11 protein-coding genes are annotated in these 14,041 nt (G+C 74.9%); 2 read left to right on the top strand and 9 right to left on the bottom strand.

Annotated features, from left to right (window positions below; translation table 11 throughout):
• Window positions 1–5: 5 nt before the first annotated feature.
• The 6 genes from ACPU2J_RS01965 to ACPU2J_RS01990 all read right to left on the bottom strand — a co-directional run bounded on the left by ACPU2J_RS01965 (window position 6) and on the right by ACPU2J_RS01990 (window position 7,895).
• Window positions 6–830, bottom strand: a complete 825-nt coding sequence (locus ACPU2J_RS01965) for a hypothetical protein (protein WP_420082016.1) — start codon at window positions 828–830, stop codon at window positions 6–8.
• 586 nt (window positions 831–1,416) lie between these two features.
• Complete coding sequence (locus ACPU2J_RS01970; protein ID WP_420082015.1) at window positions 1,417–2,424, bottom strand: FAD binding domain-containing protein; 1,008 nt, start codon at window positions 2,422–2,424, stop codon at window positions 1,417–1,419.
• Window positions 2,421–4,985 carry a molybdopterin-dependent oxidoreductase gene (locus tag ACPU2J_RS01975; RefSeq protein ID WP_423832590.1) on the bottom strand — a complete coding sequence of 855 codons (2,565 nt, stop codon included), beginning with the start codon at window positions 4,983–4,985 and terminating at the stop codon, window positions 2,421–2,423. Before ACPU2J_RS01975 ends, ACPU2J_RS01970 begins: the two co-directional genes overlap by 4 nt.
• A 214-nt stretch (window positions 4,986–5,199) precedes the next feature.
• Window positions 5,200–5,616 carry a hypothetical protein gene (locus ACPU2J_RS01980; protein WP_423832591.1) on the bottom strand — a complete coding sequence of 139 codons (417 nt, stop codon included), beginning with the start codon at window positions 5,614–5,616 and terminating at the stop codon, window positions 5,200–5,202.
• 74 nt (window positions 5,617–5,690) lie between these two features.
• Window positions 5,691–6,098, bottom strand: a complete 408-nt coding sequence (locus tag ACPU2J_RS01985) for a PPOX class F420-dependent oxidoreductase (protein ID WP_365492082.1) — start codon at window positions 6,096–6,098, stop codon at window positions 5,691–5,693.
• Between the two features lie 123 nt (window positions 6,099–6,221).
• On the bottom strand, window positions 6,222–7,895 hold the full coding sequence (locus ACPU2J_RS01990; protein WP_423832592.1) for a PP2C family protein-serine/threonine phosphatase: 1,674 nt from the start codon (window positions 7,893–7,895) through the stop codon (window positions 6,222–6,224).
• Between the two features lie 196 nt (window positions 7,896–8,091).
• Here ACPU2J_RS01990 and ACPU2J_RS01995 point away from each other — a divergent pair, with 196 nt between their 5' ends.
• Together ACPU2J_RS01995 and ACPU2J_RS02000 are read left to right on the top strand one after the other, a co-directional pair.
• Window positions 8,092–8,394 (top strand): hypothetical protein, encoded by a 303-nt coding sequence (locus tag ACPU2J_RS01995; RefSeq protein WP_361605801.1) that lies wholly within the window; start codon window positions 8,092–8,094, stop codon window positions 8,392–8,394.
• A 78-nt stretch (window positions 8,395–8,472) separates the two neighbouring features.
• Window positions 8,473–8,691 carry a hypothetical protein gene (locus ACPU2J_RS02000; RefSeq protein ID WP_420082011.1) on the top strand — a complete coding sequence of 73 codons (219 nt, stop codon included), beginning with the start codon at window positions 8,473–8,475 and terminating at the stop codon, window positions 8,689–8,691.
• Between the two features lie 100 nt (window positions 8,692–8,791).
• Here ACPU2J_RS02000 and ACPU2J_RS02005 read toward each other — a convergent pair whose 3' ends face one another.
• From ACPU2J_RS02005 to ACPU2J_RS02015, 3 genes are all read right to left on the bottom strand, one after another.
• Window positions 8,792–10,156, bottom strand: a complete 1,365-nt coding sequence (locus tag ACPU2J_RS02005) for a carotenoid oxygenase family protein (RefSeq protein WP_420082010.1) — start codon at window positions 10,154–10,156, stop codon at window positions 8,792–8,794.
• A gap of 202 nt (window positions 10,157–10,358) precedes the next feature.
• Window positions 10,359–11,855, bottom strand: a complete 1,497-nt coding sequence (locus ACPU2J_RS02010) for an MFS transporter (RefSeq protein ID WP_423832593.1) — start codon at window positions 11,853–11,855, stop codon at window positions 10,359–10,361.
• A gap of 132 nt (window positions 11,856–11,987) precedes the next feature.
• Complete coding sequence (locus ACPU2J_RS02015) at window positions 11,988–14,009, bottom strand: ATP-binding protein (protein ID WP_423832594.1); 2,022 nt, start codon at window positions 14,007–14,009, stop codon at window positions 11,988–11,990.
• Window positions 14,010–14,041: the final 32 nt, after the last annotated feature.

The following is a 14,041-nucleotide window of genomic DNA, read 5'->3' on the forward strand; positions in this document are numbered from 1 at the left end:
GGCCCTCACGCGCCACCTCGGGTGGGCTCCCTGCGCACGGCGACGGCCTGGGCCCGCCTGCGTCCGAGGGCCACCGCGCCGGCGGCCGTCGCGAGCGCGGTCATCGCCACCCCGTCCCGTACGGTCACCGGCATCTGCGCGGCCTGCGCACTGCCGCCGCCGGTCTCGATGGCACCGACCGGGAGGGAGCCCACGGCCGCGCCCTTGACCTCCCCGCAGTTGGTCGGGGCGGTGGCCTCCTGCGGCAGCTTCGGGTCGAGTTCGCTCTTGCCCGCGCCCGCCACGTCGTACTTGCCGTTCTTGTTGCGGTCGATGCCGTGCTGCACGACGTGCAGGTCCTTGATGTGCTCGACGACGTCCTGGCCGACGGCGATCGTCCGCTTGTAGCGGAGCTTGCCCTTCTTGTCGGCCACGGGCATCCGGTCCACGGCGAGCCCGCTGTCGGGCTTGGTGTCCCCGGACGTGGTGAGGGAGATGTTGATGTCGCCGTAGTCGTGCGTGGCCTCGGTGTTGCTGAGGATGCCGTCGCCGTCCTTGTCGTCGGAGGCGTCCGGGCAGCGGAAGTCGTGGCCCTTCGTGGAACCGTGCAGGTGCTGGGCCGACGGCTGCCCCGGCACCATGCCCTCGGACTCGATCTGGACGGTCAGCTGGTTGCCCTTGAGGTTGAGCATGACCGTACCGCGGGAGCCCGATTCGTTGAGCTGCGCCAGATCGATCTGGTACGCCTTTCCTCCCTCCGCGAGTGCCGGCCCGGAAAGGCCGATCGTCAGGAACACCGCGGCGGGGACGGAGGCGAGAACCACGAGGCGGCCGGCGCGCTTGACTATCACATTCGCTCCTGTTCCTTGGATCCCCGGGTACGGGAATCCCGTGTATCGAAGTCGTACGGGATCGGTGCGAGGCCCGGGAGGGGGCCCCGTTCCTTCTTCGGCGCCCCAACGTCTGCGGATGGGCGCCGGTTTGAAAAATTTCCGACGGGCCGGAAAAGGGCCCGAGGGGAAAGGGATCGGAAGGCCGAAGAAACATCCACCGTGTACGTATCCGCAGGTGGGGACGGTTCTGACCGGCAGCGGGAATCGGTCACGAAAGGGAGGTGACCGCATGCGCAAAGGGAGGTGGGAAAATCCCACCTCCCCGCGCTCGGCCCCGCCGAACAAGAATCCCCGCGCTTATGTCACCGCCGTTCCCGTGGTCGACGGCAGGAGCTGGAACCAGGTCTCTCCGGAATTAATCTGACTGATCTCGGTTCGGTTCTGCTGTACGCACGCACGTGCATCCACCACCTTCGCCAACATTCCGACCACCGACGGGTGGTGCCAGGTCCTGCACCCCGTCGCCGGTTTCGGTCCGGTCCGCTTCGGTCTCGACCTTTCTAGTCCTCCCGCCGGCGGCCGGGCCAATAGTTGGCGGCTGATGCTAAGAATTCACCGCGCCTCCCCCGGTCCCGGACCGGCCCGGGGCGGCCGCCGCCCGTTCCAGGACCTCCAGCACGGTGTCCCGGAACAGGGTCGCCTTGTAGCCGGTCTGCGGCAGGGGCCGGCAGCGGTCGAGCACCGTCGCGGCAGCCGCCGCCAGGGCCGCGGGCGTGGCCTCGCGGCCGATCAGCGCGGCCTCCACCTCCGGAAGCCTCAGTGGCACACGGGCCACGCCGCCCGCCGCGACGGCGGCGTGCGTGACCGTGGCGCCGTCGAACGCCAGCCGGGCGGTCGCCTCGACCAGGGGCCATTCGGCGTGGGCGCGGCTCGTGGCCCGGTGGTACGCGGCCCGTTCGCCCGGCACCGGGGCGGGGAGGCGGACCGCGGTGAGGATGCGGTGCGGCGGCAGCAGGTGGTCGGTGTGGTGGAGTCCCCGTCCGTCGCCGTACAGGTCCGCGACGGCGCGCGGGGATTCGCCGTGGACCTCGGCCTGCGCGTCGTGGGCGAGCAGGGCCATCGCCAGGGTGGAGGGATGCGGCGCGACGCAGAGGCCGTCGCCGCTGACCACGCCGAAGTGGTGGTCCCCCTCGCGCGCGGGGCAGCCGGCCGCCCCCTTCTGGAAGCACTCGACGTGCGGATTGCGGTAGTAGCAGCAGCGGTTGCGCTGGAGCAGGTTGCCGCCGAGAGTGCCGGCGGCGCGGATCTGCGGGGTGGCCGCGGCCGCGGCGGACGCCGCGAGGCCCGGCCAGCCCTCGCGGACCGTGGGGTCCCCGGCGAGGGCGGCGAGGGTGGTCAGGGCGCCGATCCGCAGCCCGCCGCCGCGCAGCGCCGTCGTGCCCCGCAGTCCGCCCGCGCCGTCCGCGCCGCCGACCCGGGAGAGGTCGGTGAACGGTCCGGTGGAGACACCGCTGCGCTGCCGGGCCGTCGTGTCGGTGCCTCCGGCGCGCAGTTCCCCGCCGCGGGCGCGGACCGCCTCGGAGAGGTCGGTGAGATCGGGCTCGGTGCTCACGTGGCCAGTCCTTCCAGGAGCCGGTCGGGGCGGATCGGCATGTCGTACGGGCGCCAACCGGTCGCGTCGTGGACCGCGTTGGCCAGGCAGGCCGCCGTGGGCAGGGTGGCGATCTCACCGAGGCCGACGCCGCCGCCGGGCACGTGGTCGAAGCCCTCCTGGTGGAAGTGGACGGTGATCTCGGGGGTGTCTCCGATCCCGGGGATGCGGTAGTCCTCCAGGTTGTCGGTCAGCACCCTCCCGGTGAGCGGGTCGACGCGCCGTTCTTCGAACAGGGCGTAGCCGATGCCCTGGACGACGGCGCCCTCGCACTGGCTGCGGGCCAGCCGGTCCTCGTGGATGCGGCCCGCGGCGACGCCGCTCCACACGCGCAGCGGACGGATGCGGCCGAGCCTCGTGTCCACCTCCACCTCGCTGACCTGCACCGAGCCGGTGAAGCCGCGGCCGATGGCCACACCGCCGAGGGTGAAGGGGACCACGAAACCCCTCCGGTCGCGCGGCCGTCGGCCGGTCACCCGTACCCCGTTCGCCGTGGCGAGCCGGGCGGCGACGTCGCCGCCGCCGAGCGCCTCGCGCAGCCGGTCGGCGGCGTCGGCGGCGGCCGGGGCGAGAGAGGGCGTGGTGCGGCTGCCGCCCGAGGTGGGGCCGTGCACGGTGTCGCTCCGGCCGATCTCGGCGCGTACCTTCGCCTCCGGCAGGCCGAGTCCGGCGGCGACGGCCCGGCGCAGGACCGTCCGTGCGCCGGTGCCCATGTCCTGGACGGCGCAGCGGGCGACGACGGTGCCGTCCTCGACGGTGAGTTCGACCTCGGTGCCGGGGTCGAGGAAGTACAGCCAGTTGGCCGCCGCGACGCCGACGCCGCGGCGGAACCGTCCGGTGCCGCCGCGCGGGCCCGACCAGACGGGCAGGGCCGCGGCCCAGTCGTACAGGGCGTGGCGCTTGGGGTTGCCGTCCCAGCGGCGGCGCAGGGCGATCGGGTCCTCGCCGAGCCGGTGGGCCATCTCGTCGACCGCCTGTTCCAGCGCCCAGCACATCGTGGGGCCGCCGGGTCCGCGGAAGGGGGCTCCGGGCGGCTGGTGGGTGACGGTGTCGAAGTCGCGCAGCCGGCGGGGGGACGTGCCGTACATGAAACGTGCCAGGGCCGCGACGGTGCCTCCCACCGAAACCCCGCCGTCGTGGTCGGCGTCGATGGCCAGGGCGCTCAGCTCTCCGGCCTCGTCGGCGACCATCGCCAGCCGGATGCGGGTGCCGGGCCGGTAGCCTCCGTCGACGAGTTCCTCGGCCCGGTCCAGGACCACCCGTACCGGGGCGCCGTGCAGCCGGGCCAGTTCCGCCGCGGCGATGACGTCCGAGGTGAGGCCCATCTTGCAGCCGAAGCCCCCGCCGACGTGGACGGCCTTGGCCACCACCCCGTCCGGGGGCAGGCCGAAGCGTTCGGCCGCCTTCTCGGCCACGTGCCGCACCGACTGGGTGGACACCTCCAGGTGGAGGGTGCCGTCGATCCATTCGGCGAGGCAGGCGTGCGGTTCGAGGGGGGTGTGCGTCTGCGCGGCGGTGGTGAACTCGCCCTCCACGACCCGCTCGGGGCTGCGGGCACGGCCCTCGGTGATGCGGCGGACCGCCGTGGCGGGGCGCCTGCTCATGGCGGACGGGCCGCGCAGGTTGCCGCGCCACCGGGCGGGCAGGAGCTGGGGGGTCTCGCCGGAGCCGGGGGCCCGCTTGCGGGCGGCCTTGTCCGCGTAGACGTACGGGCCCTCCCCGGTCCTGACGCGGCGTACGTCGAGGGCCGCGGGCAGCACCTCGTAGTCCACGGTCACCCGCGCGGCCGCGGCGAGGGCCGCCGCCCGGTCGGGCCCGGCGACGGCGGCCACCGGCTGTCCCACGTAGCGCACCACGCCGTCGGGGGGCAGCAGGGGCACGAGCGGTACGTCGTCGGCGGTGAGGGAGCGGACGTGCGCGTGGGCGTGCGGGGACCGGATGATCAGCCCCTCCAGCAGCCCTTCGGGGCGCAGGTCCGTGGTGTAGCGGGCCGCTCCCCCGGCCTTCTGCGGGGCCTCGACGCGCGGGACGGCGGGCTCGGCCCCTTCGGCCGGCTCCGTGTCGTAGGCGCCCGCGCAGGCCGCGGCCACTGCCCGGAAGATCCCCTCGTACGCGCCGCAGCGGCACAGGTGGCCCGCCAGTTCCTGCGCGATCCGTTCGCGCGTGGGCCGGCCGGACGGGTGGGCGGAGCGCCAGCGGTCGTGGAAGGCCGCCGCGGCGACCACGAAGCCCGGGGTGCAGTAGCCGCACTGGAGGGCGTCCTCCCCGGCGAAGGCTCGTGCCACGGGATGGTCCGCCAGGCCTTCCACCGTCGTGACCCGCCGCCCGGCCAGCGCGGCGGCGGGGGTCAGGCAGGACACCCGGGGCTCGCCGTCGACCTGCACCGTGCAGGCGCCGCAGACCCCGCCGGCGCAGACCAGTTTGGTGCCGGTGAGGCCGAGGCGGTCGCGGACCACCTCCACGGCGGCCGGGTCGTCGTCCACGTCCACCGCGCACGGGGCGCCATTGACCTCGAACTCCACGAGTCGCACTCCTCAGCCGCGGGCCGGGCGGCCGCCGGTGCCCCGCGGCCGCCTTCGCTCCCTTGATAACCCGCTCCGGGAAGCGGCGCAGTCCGGGACGCGGGTCCTCGACGGGGTCGGTGCCCCGGCGGCGGGCCCGCGGGGGCCGGACGGGCGCGGCTCACCACGGCTGACAGCGGGGCACCGGGCGGGGCGGACCGTCCGGCCGTTCGGGTCAGGGCATCTCGTCGGGATCGCAGCTGGCCCGGCGCAGCCCGATGGTGCGCAGGGCCCTCATCAGCGCTTCGGAGTCGCCCTCGCGGACGACGTGAACCGCGCCCTCGACGGCCAGTCCGGACACCGCCCGGGGGATCCGCGGGGCGGCGGTCCGCATCACCACGCCGCTCGCCGGGTCCAGGTCCCGTACGCCGCGGAAGACGCGCAGGACGTCCGGGTCGGCCTCGATGCTGTTCAGCCCGGCGGGCAGGGAGAGCACGGTGATGTCGGGCAGGAGGACGCGGGCGTGCGCGAGGGCGACAGCCGGGTCGCAGGCGTGCGACACGACCTGGAAGTGCGGATTGCGCTGGATGCCCGAGCGGAGCAGTTCGAGCTGCTCGCCCTCCGGTACGCCGACCACCAGGACCGTCATCACCCCACCCATCGTGCTGCGGGGCGTGCCGAGGGGCGACTCGGGGAGGGCTCGGCCGGGCCCCGCCGCGGCAGCGTCTACAGCGAGCCGACGACCTTGCGGGGGACGACGCGCACCACGACGCGGGCGGCGTCGTCGGCCGAGTGGGGGTTGAAGTCGCGGTACTCCTTGCCGGTGTACTTCCGCGACAGGGCGTCGATGAGCTCCTGCCCGCCCTCCGTGGCCAGCTCGGCGGTCCCCCGGACCTCGGCGTAGGTGTACGGGGCGTCGGGTGGGTTGATCATCACGGTGATGCGCGGGTCCCGGCGCAGGTTCTGCTCCTTGCGCCGCCCCTCGGTGGTGGAGATCAGCAGCTCGTCACCGTCGCGCATGATCCAGGTGACCGACAGCTGCGGGCTCCCGTCGGGCTGGACGGTCGCCACCGTGGCGAACACCGGGGATTCGTCGATGATCCGCTTGAGGTCGTCGGAGAGCAGGGCAGCCATGGCCGTGGGCCTTTCCGGAGGGCGCCGTGCCCGCGGCACCGGCGCGTACGAGGTGTGACCCCGCGTCACATTAGCCCCGGGCGGCGGCTCCCGGCACGGCAACGCGGCGTTTCCGGCGGCCGGTCACGCGATCACCCGGACGGCCAGGAGGACCGTGTCGTCCTCCGCACGGGCCGGGGCCACGACGTCGGCCAGGTGCTGCAGGACGTCGCCCAGGGGGGTCGTGGAGCCCGCCTCGGCCAGGAGGCGCGCCGCCCGGTCGGTGACGTCGTCGAGGTCCGCGTCGCGGTGTTCGACCAGCCCGTCGGTGTAGAGGAAGAGGGTGCTGCCGGGGGGCAGCAGCCGGGTGTGGCTGGTCCGCGGCACCGGCGGCAACGAGGGGTGCAGGAGCAGGTCGTGGGACTCCATGCGCTCCACCCGCAGCGCCGCGCCGTCGGGGTGGACGAGCAGGGGCGGCGGATGGCCCGCGTTGGTCCACGTCAGCTGCCAGTGCCCGGCCCGGCGGGGCTCGAGGTGGGCGTGCACGAGGGTCCCGCCCGCCGGCAGTCCGAGGGTCCCGGAGGCCTCCACGAGTGCCTCGACGGCCTGGTGCGGGGGACGGCCCCGGTGGTCGTGGTCGGCCTGGCGCAGCATGCTCCGCACCTGGCCCATGATCGTGGCGGCCCGCATGTCGTGTCCGGTGATGTCGCCCACCGTCACCGCCCACGCGCCGCGGCCCCCCGGCAGCGGGTAGAGGTCGTACCAGTCCCCGCCGACCATGTCCTGGCGTGCCGCCGGCCGGTACAGGGCGGCGGTCTCCAGACCTTCGACGAAGGGCAGTCCGGAGAGCATGGCCTCCTGGAGGCTGCGCGCGACCGAAATCCGCTCGTCGAGGTAGAGGGCGCGTTCGACGGCGCGGGCGGTGTAGTCGGCCAGGACGACGAGCAGGGCGCGTTCGGCCGGCTCCACCGCGTGCGGAACGTCCCCGCCCAGCGCCAGCACTCCGAGGAGTCCCTCCGGGGCCGGCAGCGGCACGCAGACCAGCGTCTGCAGGCCCAGCGCGTCGAACCGGGCGAGGACCTCGCCCCCGTACCCCTCCTCCAGGGCCCCGCGGTCGCGGACGACCACGGTCCGTCCCTCCCGGGCGGCCCGCCCCTCGGGTCCGTCCGCCTCGGTCGGGTACTCCTCGCCGCGTCCGGCCCACGGGTCCCCTCCGCCCGGCATCGTGACCCGGCGCAGCAGTCCGTCCTCCCCGATCAGGAGCAGCCCGACGTGGGAGGGCTTGAGGTCGCCCCCGGCCAGCTCGCCCACCCGCTCGCAGACCTCCACCAGGCCGCTGGTGTCCCCCAGCCCCTCGGCCGCCCTCAGCAGCAGCTGGGCGCGTCCGAGCAGCGACTCCATGCGTTCGGCGTCCGCCTCGGCGATCCCGGCGGCCTCCTCCGCCTCCACCTGCCCCCGCCAGGCCTCGCGGGACCGGTGGCGCAGGCGCATCTGGGCGCTGCACGCGGCCGCCAGGTCGCCGAGGTCGCTCAGGTCGTCCTCGCTCCACGTGCGGGCCGGGTCGTCCGTGACGGCGAGCACGCCCAGCAGGTCCCCGCCCGAGCCGATCATGGGAATGCCGGCGAAGGCCGGTCCCGGCCCGCCCGTCAGGGCCAGCGGGGCGCCCAGATCGGCGGCCCGCCGGCACAGGCCGGTGACCTCGGGGTCCACCGGGCGCGCGGGCCAGACCTCGACGACCGGGGCGCTCTCGTCGTGTACCCACACGAGGCCGCCCGGGGCGGCCAGGAGCCGCGCGGCCAGGCGCGCGAACCGGTTCACCGGACCCCCTCGCTGCGGGCCCGCCGCTGCGGCGGGCCGTCCCCCACCAGGGTAGGCGTGCCCGGGTACGGTCCCGTCGCGGGACGCCCCGGGACGGGCGCGTCCGTGCCGCCGCGGATCCGGTGTGCGGGCTCGGCGGACCTGCGGGACGCTGTGGTGAGGCAGTGCAGGAGACCCGGCGGACCCTGGAGGGCGGATGACCTGGGCATCGTGGACCACGCAGGGCGTCTACGCCGGGCGGGGTGGAGTACGCATCGACGAGTCGGCCGTCCTGACCGGGCAGCTCGACGTCCACACGACCTGGACCGAGGCCGACGGGATGGCGCACGTCGCCGTGCAGCCCAGCGGCGGCACGGAGTGGTTCACGCTGACGGGCAGTCCCGTCCCGTGTCCGAGCGCCGAGGCGAGCCGCACCCTGCACGACGCCGTGCTGGTGGCCGTACGCGCCGGGCAGGCGGCCACGTTGCCGCATCCGGACGCGGCGAAGGGCAGCGGCTGAGGCCGCCCGGCCCGCATGGCGGGCGATCTTCGGGGTAGGCGGCGGCACGAAAGCCGAGCGCACACACGAGGAGCCGCCATGGATTCGGTCCGGCGACCGCACCTGCCCCCTCCCGTTCCGGAGAGCCCCGAGGCGGTCACGCCCGACCTGCCGCCCACCGGCCCGGAGGCGCCCGACCTGCCCGGCGTGCGCGGTCCGGAGGCCGAGCGGCACGGGGATCCCGAACGGACCGGTCCGCAGGACCAGGACCAGGACCAGGACCACCGGGAGGGTCGTACGCAGGAGCCCCCGGACTAGGCAGGGACCGGCCGCGGCGCGGGAACGCGACGGCCGCGACCGCGGGACCCCGCGGTCGCGGCCGTCGCGTTCCCCGTCCGGGGGCCGGACGGTGTCCCGGTCAGGCCGCGGGACCGTCCGGCGCGGTGTCGGGGATCCAGGAGCCGTGGACTCCGCCGGGAACCCTGCGGGGCAGGTGGACGGTGGCGACCCGGTCGAGGCCGGAGGCGTCGAGGACCAGGAGCTGCGAGGCGTCCTGCTTGAGGTCGGAGACGACGGTCAGGAGGTAGCCGTCGTCCTCGCCCGTGGAGCCGGCGGCGGGGACGAAGACGGCCTCGCTGGGCATCCGGGCGTCCCCGACCTGGTGGATGCGGCGGGCGCCCGTGGTGCGGTCGTACTTGACGACGCCGTACCCGCCGAAGCCCTTCTCGTCGGGGAAGGAGATCGCGTACTGGTAGCGGTTCTCCGCGCCCAGGTAGTCCTCGTTGAGGGTGGGGAACTCCACCGGCAGGTCGTCGATGATCTGCTCGTCCACCGTGCCCTCGACCGGATCGACCACCCACCGGCGGGTGTAGGAACGCGCCCCGGGTTCGGTGCCGCGGCCGGGCGCGCCGGCCCACCAGTTCCAGGACAGCCGGAAGCCTTCGCGGTCGACGGTCGGGCCCTCCAGAACGGTGCGCCCGCGGCCGTCCTCGTAGGCGTTGCCGACGTGCAGCATGTTGCCCGGCTCGACGGAGAACCAGCGGATGTGGCGGGCGCCCTCCGGACCGCGCGGCATGACGCCGATGCGGGCGGGCTGGCTGTCGCTCCAGCCGTACGGGATGCCCGAGTGCTCGGTGGGGTCGAAGGTGACATTGCCCTCCATGAAGACGACGTGGTGGCGGGTGACCGCGAAGTCGTGCTTGAGCGAGGCCGTGGCGCCCGGGATCTCGGCGGCGTGGACGACGGCGCCCTTGGCGTCGGCGACGTAGTACATGAGGTAGGGCGGGAAGGGCGAGGACCCGAAGAAGTGGAGTTCGCCGGTGAGGGGGTCCTCCTTGGGGTGCGCCGTCATCGCGGAGGTGAGCTTGCCGTCGAAGTCGAAGGCTCCGACGGTCTCCAGTTCCGGCGTCAGCTCGAAGGGGTGGTTCGACTCGCACAGGGCGAGGAGGCGCCCGGCGTGTTCGATGACGTGGGTGCCGGCGGTGCTGGCGGTCAAGTCGGGGCCGTGCTCGGTCATGTACGGGGCGCCGTCGAGGGCGGGCGTACGGACCCAGCGGTTGCGGTACCACTCGGCGCGGCCTTCGCGCAGCCGGATGCCGTGGACCATGCCGCTGCCCTTGAACCAGTGGGTGGGGGTGACGCCGGGCTTGGGGTTGTGGCCGTTGCGGATCAGACGGCCGGTCAGTTCGGGGGGCAGGGTCCCCTCCACGGTGAGCTCGGTCGCGGTGATCTCGTCGGGTACGGGGGTGTAGTGGCCGGTGAGGTAGGGCTTGGCGGTGGTCATGGCAAGGGCCTTTCGCTGCGGGTCCGGTGCGGTGGTGCGTGCGGTGTTCGGTGAAGGGTGGTGGGTGGTGGGTGGTGCTGATCGGTGGTCGGTGGTCTGTGGTCTGTGGCCGTCCGGCGGGGACGGGGGTGTGGGACGGGCGGTCCGTGGCACCGGCGCGAGGGGGGCACGACCGGGCGGGGGCGGGCCGCCCGCCCCACGTTCAGGGGGCCCTCGACGGCTCGGGGGTCAGGGGCCGTGGGGCGGGCGCGGCGGGCGGTACGGCGGGCGGAGCTCCGGCGCGGGTGAGGAACAGGGCGAGGAGGGCCGCCGCCGCCAGGACCGCCGCCGAGGCCGAGAACGCCGAGCGGTAGCCGGCGGTGAGGGCTTCGCGCAGTGGCTCGTGGGCGGACGCGGCGGTGACGGATCCGGCCAGGGTGGTCAGGGCGGCGAGCCCGATCGCACCGCCCACCTGCCGGGTGGTGTTCACCAGGCCGCCGGCCAGCCCGGTGTCCTTGCCCGGGACGCCGTCCACGGCGAAGGCGGTGAGCTGGACGAAGGCGACGCTGAGGCCGAGTCCGACCAGGACGCTCGGGCCGAGCACGTCGACGAGGTAGCTCCCGTCGGCGCTGACCCGGGACAGCCACAGCAGTCCGGCCGCCTCCGTGAGCAGGGCGCCGGTCACCGTGGCCCGGGCGCCGATCCGCCGCGCCACGAGCGGTGCGAGGGAGGATCCGAGCATGTTGGCGGCGGCGAAGGGCAGTTGTCCGGCTCCGGTGGCCAGCGGCCCTGATCCGAGCACCTGTTGCTGGTAGAGGGGGAGGAAGAAGAACAGGGCGATCCACACGGACCCCAGCAGGGCCATCAGCACGTTGCCCGCGGCGACGCGCCCGGTGCGGAAGAGGCGCGGCGGGATCAGGGCGTCCGGCCGGCGCCGCTCGATCACGACGAAGGCCAGGAGCAGCAGCGCGGAGGCGCCGAGCGTGGCCAGGACGCGGGGGTCGGTCCATCCGGCGCCGCGGGCCGTGGTCAGGCCCCAGACCAGGCCGGTGAGGGCGAGGGTGACGGTGGTCGTGCCCAGCAGGTCGAACCGGCCCGCCGGATCCTCGTCCCGGCCTCCCGGCGGACGCGGTACGCACACCGCCACGGCGACCAGGACACCGGTCGTGGCGAGCGCGACGGAGTGGAAGATCCACGGCCAGCCCCAGGCCTCGGTCAGGGCGCCGCCGAGGAGCACACCGCCAGCACCGCCCGCACCGGAGACCGCTCCCCAGACGCCGAGCGCCCTGCCGCGGGCGGGGCCCGCGGGGAAGCTCTCCATCACCAGGGCGAGTGCGGCGGGGGCGATGGCCGCGGCGCCCAGGCCCTGGAGGGCGCGGGCCGCGATCAGTGCGGCCGGGGAGGTCGCGGCTCCCGCCGCCAGCGAGGCCAGGGCGAAGAGGGCCAGGCCGGCGACGAGCACCCGGCGGCGGCCGAGCAGGTCGCCCACCCGCCCGCCGGCCAGGAGCAGCGCCCCGAACGCCAGGCCGTAGGCGTTGACCACCCAGGTGGTCGCCCCGTCCGACAGGCCGACGCCGTCCCGGATCTGCGGGAGTGCCACGTTGACGATGGAGGTCGCCAGCATGACGGTGAACTGGGCCGCGGCCAGTGCCGCGAGCACCGCCCGCGGCCGGGGTGACCGGGCCGTCGTCCGGTCCGTCTGTGTGCGTGCTGCGTTCATGAGGCACAGACTCGTGCCGGTCGCTGTCCACTCTCCAGGTCCGGCGGGGGCGGGCGCTGTCCACCCCTGTCCGCACCTGTCCACCCGGCCGCCGGACCGCCTCGCCGGGCCGCGGGTGGCGGGGGCGCCGTGCTACGTGGCCGACGGGTCCCGGGGGCCGTGCAGTTCCCGCTGCCACAGCGCTTCGCAGAGCAGGTCCAGGCCCTGGCGCAGATGGCGGCGGTAGGTGCCGTACGGGAGACCCAGGCGCCGGGCGGCGGCCTCCTGGGTGGGGGCGCCGGAGAAGTACCCGGCGGTCAGTGCCTCGCGGGCCCTCACTCCGCGGGGATCGGCGGCGAGCTCGTCCACGGCCCGGCGCAGCAGGACGCGCAACTGCGGTGCGGGGTCCTCCAGATCGGCGGCGAGCCGGGTGCGCAGCAGGGCGCAGGCGGCGAAGGCGCCCGCGTCGCGCCAGTGGGCCAGCGCCTCGCGCACCGCCTGGTCGAACGTGGAACGCGGGACGGGCGACGGCCCCTCGGCCGGGTCCTCCGCGGCCTCGGTGGCCGACGTGAACCGCCGCAGCCACTGCTCCACGGGCGTGCGGCGCCAGTCGACGCAGAACACCCCGTACGTGTGCTCCCCCACCCGCGGGCGGGCGCCGGTGTCGCGGAGGGTGCCCTTGACGCGTCCGGCCCAGGTCTCGGCGTCCCGGTACACCGCGAAGCCGTAGGCGCGGCCGCGGGCGCGGGCGGACTCCGCCTGCGCGCGGGAGCTGCTGAGGTCGATGACCCGCGAGGGGACCTGGTAGCGCTCGGGGTAGACGGAGAAGCGGCTGATGCCGATGTGCTCGCCGGGGCTCACCGGGGCGTCGTCGTCGGTGTGCCGCCAGGCGGCGGCGACGACCGGGTCGGTGGCCAGGTCCTGGGGGTCGGGGGGCGCGGGCAGTGCCAGCCGTGCCGTGAAGGCGACGATCCGGCCGGTGGCGACAAGCCGGTAGACGCTGAAGGCCTGCGGCTGGCGCTGTGCCCAGTAGCGGACGAGCTCGGCGGAGGACGCTCCCTCGGTCTCCTCCGCCATGCGCAGCACCGTGTCGAGGTCGTCGGGGTGCAGGGGGCGGTCGTGCACCTCGTCCTCGCGCGACCAGGTCCTGACCCGGGCCAGGGCCTCCCCCTCGCGGAAGAGGTAGAAGAGCTCGTCGGTGACGGTCCACACGCGTTCCTCCGGCGCTTCGCGCAGGAGGCGCAGGTATTCGTCGGCGAGCCGGCGGCGCATCGCCTCGAAGGCGTTGGGCGCGCGCCAGCGCAGGTCGGCGGCGAGCGTTTCGCGGGCGGCGTCGTGCGGGTGCAGTCCCCGGTGGGTGGATTCCATGAAGGGCAGGTCCCGCAGCCAGGAGAACAGCAGGTGGGCGTCCTCCTCGGGCAGTACGGCGGCGAGCAGTTCCTCGGAGGTCGAGTGGGCCTGTGCGGCAACCTCCAGGGCGCGGCGGTGCGCCGCGGTGGGGACCTCGCCGATCAGTCCGGAGAGCAGGGTGCGCAGGACGTCGGCGGAGGGGGCCCAGATCTCCTCCCGGCCGCAGCCCTCGGAGCCGGCCGCGGCGGCGAGGGACAGGGCGAGCGGGTTGCCCCCGGCGAAGCGCAGGACCCGGTCGCGCAGTTCGGGGCGGATGTCCGCGGAGACGAGCAGGCTGTGGGCCTGGTCCTCGGAGAACGGCTCCAGTTCGGTGACGTGCAGGAGCCGGGACCAGGCGGGGTCGGCGCTCCACTGGGGCTGCGGCGGGCGCCGCCCGCCCAGGACGACCAGGGTGTCGTCGGCGGCGCGGGGCAGGAAGTGGTGCCACAGCCAGCTCTCCAGCCACTGGCAGTGCTCGAAGGAGTCGACGAGCAGGACGGTGCCGGGCACGTCCAGGAACGGGCCGGCGGCACGTTCGAAGTCGGCGGGGTCGCGGTTGACGAACCGCCCGTCGAGCTCCACGAGCAGCCGGCCCGCGGTGCGCGCCCGGTCCGCCAGACGTCTGAGCAGCGTCGACTTCCCTATGCCGCCCGGCCCGCACACGTAGAAGGCGAACGGCGCCTGCGGGCTCCCGGCCAGGGCCTCCTCGAAGCGTTCGAGCTGCGCGTCCCGGCCGATGAAGGCCCGTACGCGGGCCCGGCTGAGTCTCTCTCCGACGGACACCATGGCCGTCTCCTTCCCCCACGTTCCACCGCCGG

This window comes from Streptomyces manipurensis (assembly GCF_049570255.1).
Taxonomy (GTDB): domain Bacteria; phylum Actinomycetota; class Actinomycetes; order Streptomycetales; family Streptomycetaceae; genus Streptomyces; species Streptomyces manipurensis.

What these genes read in the sequence shown, in the direction of transcription:
- ACPU2J_RS02005 (WP_420082010.1), bottom strand. Translation starts at nt 10,156, where the DNA reads ATGACCACCGCCAAGCCCTACCTCACCGGCCACTACACCCCCGTACCC.
- ACPU2J_RS02015 (WP_423832594.1), bottom strand. Translation starts at nt 14,009, where the DNA reads ATGGTGTCCGTCGGAGAGAGACTCAGCCGGGCCCGCGTACGGGCCTTC.
- ACPU2J_RS02000 (WP_420082011.1), top strand. Translation starts at nt 8,473, where the DNA reads ATGGATTCGGTCCGGCGACCGCACCTGCCCCCTCCCGTTCCGGAGAGC.
- ACPU2J_RS01985 (WP_365492082.1), bottom strand. Translation starts at nt 6,098, where the DNA reads ATGGCTGCCCTGCTCTCCGACGACCTCAAGCGGATCATCGACGAATCC.
- ACPU2J_RS01995 (WP_361605801.1), top strand. Translation starts at nt 8,092, where the DNA reads ATGACCTGGGCATCGTGGACCACGCAGGGCGTCTACGCCGGGCGGGGT.
- ACPU2J_RS02010 (WP_423832593.1), bottom strand. Translation starts at nt 11,855, where the DNA reads ATGAACGCAGCACGCACACAGACGGACCGGACGACGGCCCGGTCACCC.